This is a genomic window from Bacillus sp. AFS018417 (assembly GCF_002560985.1).
Classification (GTDB): Bacteria; Bacillota; Bacilli; order Bacillales; family Bacillaceae_G; genus Bacillus_A; species Bacillus_A rhizoplanae.
The window spans coordinates 1-14,456 of the sequence record NZ_NTTM01000043.1; the positions used below are offsets into that span (position 1 = coordinate 1).

Annotated in this window: 15 protein-coding genes; 8 read left to right on the forward strand and 7 right to left on the reverse strand. The window is 35.2% G+C overall.

Annotated elements, in window-relative coordinates:
• Together CN326_RS17005 and CN326_RS17010 are read right to left on the reverse strand one after the other, a co-directional pair.
• Window positions 1–536 (reverse strand): DUF3900 domain-containing protein (locus tag CN326_RS17005; RefSeq protein WP_141525068.1); only part of this gene is annotated, 536 nt, incomplete at its 3' end.
• Window positions 537–651: 115 nt separating this feature from the next.
• The gene (locus tag CN326_RS17010) at window positions 652–966 is read right to left on the reverse strand and encodes a coiled-coil domain-containing protein (protein WP_098310171.1); all 315 of its coding nucleotides are present in this window, start codon (window positions 964–966) and stop codon (window positions 652–654) included.
• A 434-nt stretch (window positions 967–1,400) separates the two neighbouring features.
• On the opposite strand from CN326_RS17010, the gene CN326_RS17015 reads away from it, so the two are divergent.
• Window positions 1,401–2,312, forward strand: coding sequence for a VanW family protein (locus CN326_RS17015; RefSeq protein ID WP_098310172.1), 912 nt, complete (start codon window positions 1,401–1,403; stop codon window positions 2,310–2,312).
• 121 nt (window positions 2,313–2,433) lie between these two features.
• Here the strand turns inward: CN326_RS17015 and CN326_RS17020 are convergent, their stop codons facing one another.
• Together CN326_RS17020 and CN326_RS17025 are read right to left on the reverse strand one after the other, a co-directional pair.
• Window positions 2,434–2,847, reverse strand: a complete 414-nt coding sequence (locus CN326_RS17020; RefSeq protein WP_098310173.1) for a VOC family protein — start codon at window positions 2,845–2,847, stop codon at window positions 2,434–2,436.
• A 35-nt stretch (window positions 2,848–2,882) separates the two neighbouring features.
• Complete coding sequence (locus CN326_RS17025) at window positions 2,883–3,338, reverse strand: hypothetical protein (RefSeq protein WP_098310174.1); 456 nt, start codon at window positions 3,336–3,338, stop codon at window positions 2,883–2,885.
• Between the two features lie 73 nt (window positions 3,339–3,411).
• On the opposite strand from CN326_RS17025, the gene CN326_RS17030 reads away from it, so the two are divergent.
• Complete coding sequence (locus CN326_RS17030) at window positions 3,412–3,636, forward strand: hypothetical protein (protein WP_098310175.1); 225 nt, start codon at window positions 3,412–3,414, stop codon at window positions 3,634–3,636.
• On the opposite strand, the gene CN326_RS17035 is transcribed toward CN326_RS17030, so the two are convergent.
• The 3 genes from CN326_RS17035 to CN326_RS25340 all read right to left on the reverse strand — a co-directional run bounded on the left by CN326_RS17035 (window position 3,614) and on the right by CN326_RS25340 (window position 6,549).
• Window positions 3,614–4,057 (reverse strand): DinB family protein, encoded by a 444-nt coding sequence (locus CN326_RS17035; protein WP_098310176.1) that lies wholly within the window; start codon window positions 4,055–4,057, stop codon window positions 3,614–3,616. The genes CN326_RS17030 and CN326_RS17035 overlap by 23 nt on opposite strands.
• 57 nt (window positions 4,058–4,114) lie before the next feature.
• The gene (locus CN326_RS17040) at window positions 4,115–4,633 is read right to left on the reverse strand and encodes a GNAT family N-acetyltransferase (protein ID WP_098310177.1); all 519 of its coding nucleotides are present in this window, start codon (window positions 4,631–4,633) and stop codon (window positions 4,115–4,117) included.
• A gap of 131 nt (window positions 4,634–4,764) precedes the next feature.
• Window positions 4,765–6,549 carry a sigma 54-interacting transcriptional regulator gene (locus tag CN326_RS25340; RefSeq protein WP_098310178.1) on the reverse strand — a complete coding sequence of 595 codons (1,785 nt, stop codon included), beginning with the start codon at window positions 6,547–6,549 and terminating at the stop codon, window positions 4,765–4,767.
• 278 nt (window positions 6,550–6,827) lie between these two features.
• On the opposite strand from CN326_RS25340, the gene CN326_RS17050 reads away from it, so the two are divergent.
• The 6 genes from CN326_RS17050 to CN326_RS17075 all read left to right on the forward strand — a co-directional run bounded on the left by CN326_RS17050 (window position 6,828) and on the right by CN326_RS17075 (window position 14,058).
• Window positions 6,828–7,997 (forward strand): amidohydrolase family protein, encoded by a 1,170-nt coding sequence (locus CN326_RS17050; RefSeq protein ID WP_098310179.1) that lies wholly within the window; start codon window positions 6,828–6,830, stop codon window positions 7,995–7,997.
• 18 nt (window positions 7,998–8,015) lie between these two features.
• Window positions 8,016–9,380, forward strand: a complete 1,365-nt coding sequence (locus tag CN326_RS17055) for an APC family permease (protein WP_098310180.1) — start codon at window positions 8,016–8,018, stop codon at window positions 9,378–9,380.
• Window positions 9,367–10,572 carry a M20 metallopeptidase family protein gene (locus CN326_RS17060; RefSeq protein ID WP_255258145.1) on the forward strand — a complete coding sequence of 402 codons (1,206 nt, stop codon included), beginning with the start codon at window positions 9,367–9,369 and terminating at the stop codon, window positions 10,570–10,572. Before CN326_RS17055 ends, CN326_RS17060 begins: the two co-directional genes overlap by 14 nt.
• Complete coding sequence (locus CN326_RS17065) at window positions 10,566–11,912, forward strand: glutamine synthetase family protein (RefSeq protein ID WP_098310181.1); 1,347 nt, start codon at window positions 10,566–10,568, stop codon at window positions 11,910–11,912. Before CN326_RS17060 ends, CN326_RS17065 begins: the two co-directional genes overlap by 7 nt.
• 503 nt (window positions 11,913–12,415) lie before the next feature.
• Window positions 12,416–13,510 (forward strand): metallophosphoesterase, encoded by a 1,095-nt coding sequence (locus CN326_RS17070; protein WP_098310182.1) that lies wholly within the window; start codon window positions 12,416–12,418, stop codon window positions 13,508–13,510.
• A gap of 53 nt (window positions 13,511–13,563) precedes the next feature.
• Window positions 13,564–14,058 carry a GNAT family N-acetyltransferase gene (locus CN326_RS17075; protein ID WP_098310242.1) on the forward strand — a complete coding sequence of 165 codons (495 nt, stop codon included), beginning with the start codon at window positions 13,564–13,566 and terminating at the stop codon, window positions 14,056–14,058.
• The last annotated feature ends 398 nt before the right edge of the window (window positions 14,059–14,456 follow it).

Genomic DNA, 14,456 nt, shown 5'->3' on the forward strand with positions numbered 1-14,456 from the left:
TATTGAATCGACTTCATGTTTTTCGTTGTGATTGCCATTTCGACGTTTCGGATTAGTGTTGCTTCATCAGAAATAGAAGCGACTTTTGGTTCGAAGTCACATTTCATTACAAAGACGAACGGATCGTCGAAGTATTTGCGAAGCTTTGCTTGGGCAACGAGAAATACACCGCCGCGTACAGCGCTTGTATCAATATATGTATAAACGAGCGGTTCATTTACATCCTTGAATGTTTCTTTCGTTTCTGCAAAGCGAATGCGGTTAAATAGGTTGTAGTTCGGATTCGAATCTAATTCGTGCCCAACTTCAACGATAAAGCAGCCTATTTTTGTTGGGACTTGTTCACTTTTGGGATGACGGTCTACTTTTCGTTTTGAGATTTTTAATAATTCGCCGTCTAGAAAGTCTTTTAGTGAACTGTCCTCATATTCTTGTGCATCTAACGTTTGAAAATGTTTATAACGTTTATCTGCTTGTTCACCTTGTCCGTCTACTTGTACGACGTAAAAGGAAAGAAAATTGATTTCAAAATCCATGATTATCACCTTGTTTCATTTCATTAACTCTTTTCAGTATAGAGATGGAGAAAACATTCGTCAATTTAAGAAAGGAAGGGGAAGCCCTTCCTTTCATATTTTTTTGTTTTACATATTAAAATCCATCTTCGTATGGTGTAAATGGAAGGTTTAATTTGTTTTCAACAACGCGTAGACGTTGATTTAGTCTATTTAAGCGGCGTGATTGACGTTCTACAACTTGTTGAAGTTGGTTTACTCTTTTCTCTATCTCATTTACACGACGTTCTAGCTCACGGCTGCCACTGCCTGGAAATGAGATAGGAATTGGAAATTGACGATTTGGGTCGTATGGATCATATTGCTGCATAGGTTCTATATATTGTTCATATTGTGGTTGTATATCGTATTGTTGCGGGATATAAGGATTATATGGATTGTAAGGATACATAGACAACCCCCATTCTATAAATTGATTAAATTTATCATACTGTATGTGCGGGAGTGGATGGCTGACACGGAGGACACCTATTATGATAGGTCACCTCTTCTTTTTGTATGGCTATTAAACAGTTAACCTTAAAATGAGTCATTATTTATTATAAATATACGTATTATAAACATAGTAAAATATTGATCGATAAAAATTGTTTCTAATGAGCTCGTTGGTATATAATGGATAAAAAGGGTGAGATAAAATTTTTAACAAAGTTAAAGATTTTTTAGTAAATATATGTAGACATTTAAGAAAGAAAAGAGTAGTTTAAAGTATGACGGAAATGTAATGATAATGTAATAAAAGTAATATTGTGAAATAATGTGATCATACATAGACTTGTTTGAATTAGAAATAGAAAAAGATAGAGAATAAAAGGAGAGAGTAGATTGTTAAAAAAGGTTCGAGGTTTAATGATAGGGGCACTATGTATAGGCGTAGTTAGCGGATGTAGTCCGAAGGCTAGTGAGGTTACATTAGTGAGTGGTGCAGGTGAGAATGTTGCACAAGCGAAGGAAGAAGTAAATAAAAGTATAAGTTTAGTAGATGGAAGAAGTGGAAAAGAAGTAAAAAAACTAGATTTAGCAAGTTTAGGTTATTTTGAAGATGAGAAGAAATTTAAAAAGGAAGTTACTAAGGTTGTTAGCGAACTTGGAAAGAGTATCGATACAAAGATGGTTCCTTCTCGTATGACAAGTGATGGTACATGGATAGAAGGGAAACCCTCTTATGAATTAATGGAAAAAGAGTTAATAGATCAATTGATGAATGTAGGATTGTGGGATTCTTCTTATCAGCTGCCGATTGTAGAGAAAAAGCCTGTAGCAACACCAGAAGATGCATCTGGCAATGGAGCAGTTTTAGGAAGATATGAAACGAATTTAGGAGGTTCTACTGGTGGTAGAATAGAAAATATTCGTTTGTCTGCAAGCACTATCAATGGAGTTGTATTAGGAAAGGGAGATAGATTTTCCTTCAATGCTTTAATAGGTGATACAACACCTGATAAAGGGTACCAAATAGGAAAAGAGATTGTAGATGGTAAATTAGTAGATGGATATGGCGGAGGTGTATGTCAAACTTCTTCTACACTGTTTAACGCTGCAGATCAAGCAGGGTTAACAATGGTAGAGAGATCAACACATTCCAAACAAGTAGGTTATGTACCTAAAGGTAGAGATGCAACGATTGCGTATCCTTATTTAGATTTAGTATTTGAAAATCCAAATGATACCCCAGTTAAGCTTGTAATGTACATAGAAGGTCAGAAATTAATTGCAGAGGTACGCTCTGTTAGATAAATGTAGTACAGCATTCCTTTAAAAAAGTGTGAGTCGAGGGAATTTGAAAAGAGAACAATAGCGGATTGTAATGAATAACAAAAAAGGTGCTTCTTATGTAAGCACCTTTTTGTTATGAAATTCATTGAGGTTTTGTATAGTTTAAATCCCAAATTACACCGAAGCAATCTTTTACTTTTGCGAATTTTGCTCCCCAGAATGTATCTTGTAGTTCCATTAGTACAGTCCCTTTTCTGATTAGTGCATTGTAAATCTTTTGAATTTCATCTTCGTTATCTAATTCAAGAGCAAGTGAAATATGGTTTCCTGCTTCAATAGTTTGACCTAAAAATGCATCTGAAACCATGAAGAATAAACCGTCTTTTCTAAAGCGAGCGTGCATAATTCTGTTATCAACTTCTGGTGGAGTCGGAAAATCAGCATCGCCAAACGTTTGTATTCCTTCGATCTCTCCCTCAAAAACTTCTTTATAGTATTCTAATGCTTCTCTTGCATTGCCGTTGAATGTAAGGTATGGAGTGGCTTGTTGTTTCATTTGTAACGCTCCTTTAATTTTTTTATTAGTTATTTTTACTTGTTGTATTCAGACTCAGCAATCTTTTTTACACGGTTGACAAAGTCAATAGCAACTTGATTTGTTGCAGATTGCATAAATAACTCAGCTTGTTCAGTTAATGCTTGATTTGTTGCGGTATATTTAAATACTGTTTGATCTTTTTCTGTTTTTTCTAATTCATATGTAGCGGTAATATCGAACATATTAGCAAGAGTAAATCCGATTTTTAATTTTTTGTGTTCGGGTGTATTTACATAGTCAAGCGTCTCAATATCATACTCTTGAATTTCGTCGCCTTCTTTATATTTCTGACGATAAATACTTCCGACAATTGCCGCTGTTTCTTTTACAGGTGTATTTTCTATGACATGGGGCATTAATTTTTGCATTTGAGTTAATGAACCATTTAAATACGAAAATACATGGTTAATAGGTGTGTGAATTATAATTTGTTCTGTCCAACTTTTCATATCATCCCTCCTTTATCAAGTGAATTAATTTAATTATATAATCGAACATAAGTTCTAGTTAAGGCGATTTAATTTGAGTTATGTTGTACTATGTGATGTAGTGAAAAATTATAAATTAACAGCAGTAGATGGTGGGTTTATAGTCATTGATCCGAGTAGGATTTCTGTACAGTTTGAAGTAGAAAATGAGTTGTACACATTTTATAAAGCAAGAAAAAAAGACTTCAGTGCTAAGCTGAAATCTTTTTCTGTTCGTACTCATCTTTTTATTCGGGTTATTCATCAAATATTTGTTTGAAATGATGGTTCATATGGTCAATATAATCCGTAACTAGCCACTCCAATGTTACTATGTTTTGATCTTCTGTTTTACATGGGAGCTTCCATTGTTTTTCTGTAACATTGGTGAGAAGATTGACTATGCGTTTGTTTAAAGAAGTCCATATATTTAGTATTTCTTCGGCTGAAAATGTATGCTGATAATTATGTATTTTCATCCATAAATCTTGATTATAGCCATGGATTGTTATAGGTTCTTTAGAAATGAGAATATCAACAAAACGTTTATGGTTCACACTTGCAGAATCACACAGATGACCTAATATTTCTTTTTTAGACCATTTTGATGGATTAGGTTTATGTTCTATATTTACAAGAGAGAGCACTTTTTCTGATGTAGCGTAAATCATACTTTCTAATTGAGATACTAATTTAGACAAGTTAGTTCCTCCGTTTTTCAAGTTAGTAAGACAAGGAATGTATTATTACTTTGCGTGTTATAGCTCAATCCAAAATCTTTTTACAACATTGCCATCTTCCTCAATATAGTTTGAATCAGGTATGCCGCCATTTTTGATAATGGTTTTTTCAGAACCGACATTACTTTCGTCACAGACAACAAGAGCTTTTCGAACGCCTAATTCTTTCGTTTTTTCTAATGCTAAAGCTAACAGAGTAGTAGCGTATCCTTTTTGTCTTTCGGAAGGGCGAATGCCATAACCAATATGTCCACCACAATTCAATAATTTTTCTGTTAATTGGTGGCGTATATTCACTGCACCAACAATTTTTTTATTTTCTGAAACCAACCAATAAGTAGAATCAGGTACCCAACCTTCAGGGAGATTTTCACCTTTCTCTGAATTTATTAGAAACTGAATCATTCCGTGAAAGTCTGATGGGTCTTTACAAATTACCCATGGCACCATATCTTCACCGCTATCTTTCCATTCTTGATAGAAATCTAAGTATTCGTTTTGTAATGTAAGTGTAGGTTTTACTAATGAAACATTCATTTTCATACCCCTTTTTGTAAATAATATTCATAATATTAACACAAAAATATTGTTATTTATATTATGAATTTTTAAGGACACTAGTTTCCTTTTTATTGCTTTATTTCTTATAGAAAGCAAACAGTTTCTATTTATTGAAATGATCCTTTGAGATAGGTAATCTTATATTTTTTGATTTTGTAATTTAGATTTTGTCTTGGAATTCCTAATTGTTCACTTGCTTTTGTAATATTTCCTTGGGAATCATATATTGCTTGTTCAATCATAATCCGTTCAAGATTCTCGATTTGTTCCGGTAGACTTTTGGAAAAAATAGTATGTTCTTGAATAGATGATTGATTGGCTTGCTGAATCATTTTGTTTTTAAAAGTAGGAGAAAGATGTTCAAATGAAATGGCACTTTCATCGTAAATCAAGTTCAACGCTCCTTCCAACGAATGCTCCAATTGTCTAACATTACCTGGCCATTGATAGTTCATGAAAAATTGATAAACATCTTCATCAACTCCTGTGACGTTAACACCCAAGGCAGTAGAATGTTTGTTAATGAAATACTCTATTAAAGTAGGGATATCTTCTTTTCTATTTCGTAAGGGGGGGATTACAATATTTACTACCCCTAACCGATAATAAAGATCTTCTCGCAGTTTTCCATTTGTTATAGCCTCAAGAGGATCTTCATTAATCGTAGTAATAACTCGTACATCAATATCTAAAACTTTAGATGAACCTAAGCGTTGAAGTTTTCTTTCCTGTAAAACACGAAGTAATTTTGCTTGAAGGTTTGTTCCCATAGAATTAATCTCATCAAGCAATAAAGTTCCTCCATGCGCTTCTTCAAATAATCCTGCTCTATCTGTCGCTCCGGTAAAACTCCCTACACTGGTTCCAAATAACAGTCCTTCAAGCAATGACTCAGGTAATGCTGCACAATTTTGAGCTATAAAGGGCTTGTTTTTTCGTGGGCTTTCATTATGGATGCTTTGAGCGAATAATTCTTTTCCCGTACCAGTCTCACCGAAGATTAAGACGTTTGAATTAGACCGTGCAGCTCTTCGGGCTTGTTCAGCCGTCTGCCTCAATTGTTTGCTTGAAAATATAATATTATCAAATTGGAATCTTGTATTGTTTTTTCGAGCTAACATAGAATTGGAAGGAGCAGAACTTCTTTTTGTTTGTTTTTGTAATTGAAAAATGGTTTCAGTTAGCTGTTTTTGTTTTGTAATATCTGTTGCAATCTCTAAAGCTCCCACTTTTTTATTTCCTAGAAATAAAGGAACAGTTTTTGAAAGAGTTGTGACCGATTTTCCATTGGTAGTAAAATGATTTTCTCGTTGGCTGAGTGTCTTCCCTGTGTTCAATGCCGTAAGAAGAGTGCTGGAATTTTCTTCTATTGGCCAGGTATCCACAATTCTTTTATTTCGTACTGATGCAGGTTCAACGGTATCAATTTCTCCCATTTTTCGATTGTAAAATATAATTTTTCCTTGTTGATCGATTGCCGTGATGCCTTCTTCAAGTTGATCTAATATTACTTCGTATAAATGCCTGGTTTCATTCATTTGTTGAAGTTGATATTGCAATTGTTGAAGCTGGGTATTGTCTTTGAGATTAAGAAGATAGTAGACAGTTTCAGGATCGATTTGGATAACTGAAGTATTTACAATTAATTGTCGGGTACCAATAGAAAGTGAGATGCCTGTTTTATCTTTTTTAAATTGAAAGCTTTTTTTAAATTCTTCTGAAGGGAAAATTTCATGGATAGAAGTTCCGATTAAGTTACTTGGACTTGACGAAAATAAACGTGCAGCAGATCGATTTAAAGAATGAATTTCTCCTTGTTCATCAGTGAGAATCATACAATCAAAACTGGAATTCCAAACCTTATGTAGGGGAAGAAAGGAAAAATCAATCATTGCATTCACCACCTTTATAAATATTCAATAAAACAGAGAAAATATAAATAATCAGAATATTTTCAATTATACCAAGGTGATGATCTGATTAAAACGGTTCGTATAAATTTTTTGCTGACGGTCATAGAAAAATATTTTTCTATGAATTTTTTTCGTTTGGAGAATATTTTTCATATTTATATTTTATAAAATTCGAAGAAACCCTTAATATAATTGGTATTTTTATTTGGCATGAATGTTGCATAGAGAATAATTGAAAAGATCAGAGGAGGTTATTTATGAATAAAGTATCATTACAACATATTCATGCTATTGATGTACATGCTCATCCTTTTGTTGGTAATCAAGAACCTTACACAGTAGAGGAGTTTGTTAGGAAACTATCTTTATCTGTTATACCTACCCGCGCGACAAACAACTATATGCAAAATAAGAATCAACCTTTTCCGGGAATTAATATGTGGGTTCAGATTTTGATTCAACGACTTGCAAAATATTTTTCATGTGAGCCTAACTTGATGGATGTAGTAAATAACAGAAATAAATATGCTGGTGATTTTAGGGGATATACAAGGAATTTGCTTCAGGACGCTAAGATTACTGGAGTTGTAACTGATTTTGGATATCCAATGCCGATGTTAAGTAAAGATGAGTTTGCAGATCTGTGTGGATCAAAAATATGGGAAATTCATAGAATTGAACCTGTTATGGTTCATTTATGCAAAGAATGTGACCGTTTTGAGGAATTTATTGAAAGATATCGTATAGATTTAAGACAAGCTTTACAGAAGTCTGATGTTATCGGTTTAAAATCGATTATTGCTTATAGAAGTGGACTGGAAATCTCAGAGATGAGTGAACAAATGGCTCAGGATCAATATGGAGAATTTCAAACGAACGACCGAGCAGAGGTGAAAGCTTTTCGTGACTATTGCCTTCATATTGCGATGGAAGAATGTACAGCTGCAGATAAAGTTATGCATATCCATACTGGTATTGGAGATGGGGAAGTTGTTTTGCCGAAAGCGAGTCCGAGTTTTTTAATAAACATGCTTAGGGATAAAAAATACATCGATACTAAGGTTCACCTTGTTCATGGGGGATATCCTTGGGTTGAGGAAGCGGCTTTTATTGTAAGTATTCTCCCAAATGTTTATATGGATATTTCGTTGCAAAATCCTTTCGCGGGTCATGGAGTTCAACGAATTCTTTCTCAAGTGTTTGAATTTGCTCCTTTCGATAAAGTTATGTATGGGTCAGATGCTTTTACTGTGCCTGAAATGAATTGGTTAGGAGTGCATTTATTTAAGGAATGTTTTGAGAAAGTTTTAAATAATTGGGTTGACTCTGATTATATGAATGTGGAAACAGCCCAATGGATTGGCGAAATGGTTTTGTTTAGGAATTTTGAAAAGGTTTACAAAAAGAACCTGCAATTTAATCTTTGATAGAAGGAGGAGCTAGAGATGTCAATCGAACAATTCGGTTATAAACAGGAATTAAAAAGGACATTAACATTTTGGGATCTTGTATTTTATGGGCTGATTTTTTTGGTTCCTATCGCTCCATTTGGTGTGTTTGGCTATATCTCTGACACTTCGAAGGGTATGGTCGCCCTAACTTATATCATTGGTATGATCGGAATGATTTTTACGGCCCTGAGCTACGCTAAAATGTCCCAAGCTTTTCCGATGGCAGGTTCCGTTTACACTTATGCACAAAGAGGGATTAATGAGTATGTTGGTTTTCTTGCCGGTTGGGGAATCTTGCTAGATTACATTCTTGTACCTGCTTTAACTTACGTTGTCAGCGCAGTTTCATTAGCGGGAATGGTACCAGAAGTGCCGGTTTGGTTTTGGTTGGTTCTCTTTATTTCCTTTAATACCTTCATTAATATTCGCGGGGTAGAATTTACCGCAAAAGCAAATAAAATTATTTTGGTTTTACAATTTATGGTTTTAGCTATTTTTCTTATATTCGGGCTGGTTGCTTTATATAAAGGAGTAGGCGGTACTAGCTTTACAATTAAACCTATATATGATTCTAGCAAATTTAATCTACACATGGTTATGGGAGCAGTTTCAATAGCGGTGTTATCTTTTTTAGGTTTTGATGCCATTTCTACACTTTCCGAAGAAGTAAAAGGGGGTAACAAAATTGTAGGTAGAGCTACAGTTCTTACTTTGTTGATTGCAGGCGTATTGTTTATATCTCAAACTTGGGTCGCAAGTGATCTTATCCGTGGATTGAAAGTTGAAAATTTAGATACAGCTTTCTATCAAGCTGCTGAATTGGCTGGGGGTATTTGGTTAAAGAATTTGACACTCATTGCGACAGTATTTTCTTGGGGAATCGCCAGTGCACTTGCATCTCAGGCAGCCATCTCCCGACTTCTTTATTCCATGGGGCGGGATCGTAAATTGCCTTCTATATTCGCAAAAGTTCATCCGAGATTTCAAACACCATATATTAGTACTTTCCTAGTGGCTATTGTTTCTTTTTCTGTAGGAATGGCGTTTGAAAATAACATTGGGATGTTAACGAATATTGTTAATTTTGGAGCGTTGATTGGTTTTCTTATATTGCATATTTCAGTAATTAATCATTATATCATTCGTCAAAAATCAAAAAAATTTATTCAACACCTTGTATTTCCTCTTTTTGGGTTAATTATTATCAGTTATGTAGTGTATGGAATGGATCGGCTTGCGATTGAAATCGGATCTGTTTGGCTTCTTATAGGGGCTATATATATGTTTGTGCTTCAAAAAGTGAAAGCAGGGAAGATAGAAATTGAAAAAGGGGGGGCTGAACACATTGAAAACCATTGAAAAACAAGACATAGAATTGAGTAAGGAAATGACAGAACAGTTGACTCGTATTCGAAGGCATATTCACCAATATCCAGAACTTTCTTTTCAGGAATACGCTACGTGCGAGTATATCATTTCGTGCTTACAAGAATGGAAGATTCCGTACGAAAAAGTCGGAGAAACAGGAATTGTCGTTGATATTATCGGAGAAATGGGAGAGGGATTGCATATTGGGGTGCGGGCAGACATCGATGCGTTGCCGATTGAAGAAAAAACGGGTCTTTCTTTTTCTTCTCAAAATCATGGAGTCATGCATGCTTGCGGGCATGATGGTCACACCGCTATTTTATTAGGAACAGTCTATCAGTTATTTCAATTCAAACATAGATTTAGTGGACGAGTCCGTTGTATTTTTCAACCGGGTGAAGAAGCGGATGGCGCCGCAGAAGAAATGATACAAAAAGGAGTGATGGAAAATCCTTTGATCGATGAAATGATTGCCCTTCATTTATGGCCTCATTTACCATTCGGAACAGTTGGTATCAAATACGGTGCAATTACGGCCTCTTGTGATAATTTCATGATTGAAATAGTGGGAAAAGGGGGACATAGTGCACGTCCGCACCAAGGTATTGACGCTATAGCCATTAGCGCTAATGTTCTTCAGGCCCTTTCTCTTCTTGTCACGAAAAGTCATAATCCTATTGAGCCGGTAGTGGTTCATGTCGGGAAAATTCAAGGCGGGACGGCAAGTAATGTAGTTGCTGATCAGGTAGTACTAGAAGGCACAACAAGAACCATAACTATGGAAACGAGACAGAAGATAAAATCACAAATTATTCAACTGGTTGAAGGTATAGTGAATTCGTATGGAGCCAAAGCCAATGTTACATATACATATAGCCATCCGCCGGTGATAAATGACGAATCATTAACTCATAGTATTGAAGAAGGAATAAAGGAATTATTAGGTGCGAATGCAGTTTATGTACTGAAAGATCCCTCAATGGGTGCAGATGACTTTGGCGCATTTGCTGTAAAGGTTCCGAGTACCTATTTCCGATTAGGTATTAGACAAACGGATCAGCCTTGTTATGATTTACATCATCCTGAGTTTCAATTTGATGATCAGATTATTGCAGTTGGCGTTAAGGTCTTTACTTATAGTGTACTAAGAAGATTACTAAAAGGGGGACAATCAACATGTTAACAAAAGAAAACGTTTTAAAAATCGTCGAACAAGAAAATATTGAATTTATTCGAGTGGAATTTTTAGACTATGCCGGTATGACGAGAGGAAGAACGATCCGTACCTCTCAACTTAACAGCGCAATGGAAAAAGGAATTAACTTTAGTACAGCAATTATGAGTTTCGATTGTTTTGATGAATATATTCCCAACCCTACGTATGGAGCAAACGATGGAGATTTCTTTGCGGTACCTGATCCAAGTACCTTCGCTATCCTTCCTTATCGGAAAAATACAGCAAGAATGCTTTGTGATTTAGTTGACGAAAACGGAGAGCCATGGGAGGGATGTCCAAGAAGCGCATTGAAGCGTCTGCTTTCGGAAGCGGAAACACTCTTGGGCGGAAACATGTATATGGCATTTGAACAGGAAGCTTATTTACTGAAAGAAATAGATGGGAAGCTTGAGCCGGCAGATAAGAGCCATTGCTTTTCTACAGAAGGCATAGATATTCAAGAAGACTTTGTTCAAGATGTTGTTTGTTCCTTGGAAAAGATGGGTGTTCAAACAGAACAAATTTCTAGTGAGTATGGCCCTGGGCAATTAGAGATAAATTTGAAATACGCTCCTGCTTTGAAAGCGGCAGATGATCAAGTAACATTTATGCATTTATTTAAACAGATTGCTAGGGACAAGGGGATGGTCGGCACATTAATGCCTAAACCGTTTCAACACTTACCGGGCAATGGACTGCATGTTCATATTAGTATATTTGATAAAATTGGTGAGAACATCTTTCAGGATGCCACAGATTCAAGAGGGTTAGATATGTCTGAAAAAGCGTACCATTTTATAGGGGGGCTTCTAAAACATGGAGCATCTTTAATTGCAATCGGAGCCCCTAGTATTAATTCGTATAAACGGATGCAGTCAGGATCTTGGGCACCAGCCCACATCTGTTATGGAGCCAGAAATCGCTCGGTATTAGTAAGAATCCCTGACAAAGCAAGGGCAAGAAGATTTGAATTTCGAGGTGCTGATGGAACGTGCAATCCATATTTACTTGCAGCCTGTTTAGTAGCTTCAGGCCTACATGGGATTCAAAACAGAATGGATCCAGGTGAACCGATGGATGTGGATATAAGTAAGTTAGATGATCTTGAATTAAAAGAAAGAGGAATTTCCTGGGGACCGAGAAACTTAAATCAAGCAGTAGGCCATTTAGCAGAAGACACGATCTTGGCTGAAACTATTGGAAGATCAATTTGGGAGGAATTTATTAAAATTAAAAGATCAGAATGGGATAAATATATTAGGCAAGTAAGTGATTGGGAATTAAGGCTATTCTCTTCCAGATTCTAAATAAAAGGACACGGTTGGAAAGGGAATATGTAAAGGGTCAGATCATTACAAAAAAGCTCCTATTATATGGACTCTCATAATCCTAAAAAATAGTAAATATACTATGAGATAAGGTTTCTACCTTATCTTTTTTATTTTAAGTATAAAGATTCATCTTTATATCTGTCCGGTTAATTCTATATGTGGTAATCTTTTGTATTTGATTAACGTGATATAAAAGAAATTTAGTAAGGCGCGAATTCCTAGAGAAGTAGCGTCTTTTTTATCCCGTATTAACGGGCAGTAAGCCCCCCACCTTAAGATTCAGAGAGAAACGAGGAGGGTAGGTGGGGGATAAAAAACCCCCCACTGATGGAAGTTTCACTTTATGTGTTAAAGAGCAGATTAGTTACAAAAAGAGGAATAATAAGGTATTTTGTCGAATGAGTTTTCGTAAAATAATGAATTGAAAAAAGTTAATACGTATTACAGTAGACATTGTAGCTAAAAAAGGAGTATTTACATTGGACAAAATAAAAAAATTATCAATTCCAAATAACGTAAGAGTCATTGTTATTTCAGATATTCATGGAGAATTAGAACTTTTCAAAGCGTTATTAGAAAAAGTTAAATTTAGCATAGAGGATTACTTGATCATAAATGGTGATCTTTGTGAGAAAGGCAGTAACAGTAAAGGTGTTGTAAGCTATGTAATGGAACTTTCAGCTAATAATCCAAAGGTTCATGTTATAGAAGGAAATTGTGATACTTTAGTTGAGGAGCTTTTAAATGAAAATCCCCAGTTAATAAACTATTTATGTACGAAGCGACATTCTATATTGAATGAATGGTTTGAGTACTTAGGATATTCTGTGAGCGAAGATACAAACATCCGAGAGGTAAAGGAAATATTAACAAGTCATTTTTCAAAAGAAATGAAGTGGCTTACAGAATTACCAACTGCTATTGAAATAGAAAACTATATTTTTGTTCACGCAGGACTAGAGGACATAGAGAATTGGAAAGATACAGATCGAGATGTTGCTATTACACTGCCAGCATTTTTACATAAGTCACATCGTGCGAACAAATATGTAATAGTGGGACATTGGCCAGTAGTTAATTATTCTTCAGATATGCCAGTTGATAATCCGATTATAGATCAAACCAAAAAAATAATTGCAATCGACGGTGGAAATGCCATCAAAGAAACTGGTCAATTAAATGCATTTATTATTCACAAATCATCTAGTAAAGATATATTTTCGTATACATATATAGATCATTTTCCAAAATGCAAAGTGTTAGAAGACTTTCGTGCAGAGCCTATGATGGTTGGTTCTATTACTTATCCACGATATGATGTTGTTCCAGTTGAAAAAGGTGAACACTTCACTTTGTGTAAACAACTAGAAACAAAACAGCTGCTTTACGTTAAAAATGAATATCTTCATCAAAATGAAACGGGGCATTTTACTGCAAAAACAGATGTGTCTTGCGCGCAAATAAGCGTAAGTAAAGGGGATATTGTGTCTGTAGTCGATGATAGCTGTACAGGATATAACTTGATAAAAAAAGATGGTGTAGTCGGCTGGGTAGCTAAAAATATTTTTGGTTAAAACAAATAAGTTACGTTATATATGAAAAGGGGAATTATGAATTGGTTCATCAGATGGAAATAGAAGAAGTGAAAAGAATTGACGAAGATATTGAGGGGCTTTCAGAGCTTTTGAGAGTAGTAGTAGATGACGGGGCATCAATAGGTTTTTTACCGCCAATGAAACAAGAAGAGGCGATAAAGTACTGGGAAACCGTGTTAAGCCCTGAAGTTATACTATTTGTTGCAAGGATAAACAAGGAGGTAGCAGGCAGCGTACAATTGCATTTAAGTACGAAGCAAAACGGAAGTCATCGGGCTGAAATTGGAAAATTAATGACTCATCCTAAGTTTAGGCGTAATGGAATTGGACGTGCACTGATGCAAAAAGCAGAAGAAAGAGCGAATCAAGAAAATAGATCTTTGTTAGTATTAGATACAAGAGAAGGAGACCCTTCTAATAAACTATATACATCATTAGGCTTTGTTGAAGCGGGGAAGATTCCTCGCTATGCTGAATCGGCAAACGGAGAATTACATACAACGGTTTTTTATTATAAATGTATTTAGGACCTTTTTATATTTCCGTAGTCTTTTCAGAATAAATTAGTTAAAAAGAAAAGACTACATACTATACGCGAAAGGGTATAAAACCGAGGAATTATATAAGGGGTTAATTGGTTTTGGAGGAGGACATAGCCCATAGCGGGAGGCGTATCCGCAGATGTGAAGCATCGAGGTGTAGCCTTGGAATAAAGTTTGATCAAATTGAAATTAATAGCCTTGATAAACGAACAAAAAGAAAGAGCGTGTTTTTGAAAAAAGATTGATTAAAGCACGCTCTTTATATTTTCAATTAAATGATTCTTTTATAAAAAAGTTTGATCATTTCTATGATCTTTCCTCCATTAAATCGCCCTTTAATTAAATAACGACTTGTTGCTATTAGCTGGTTTAGTTAAAGAAGG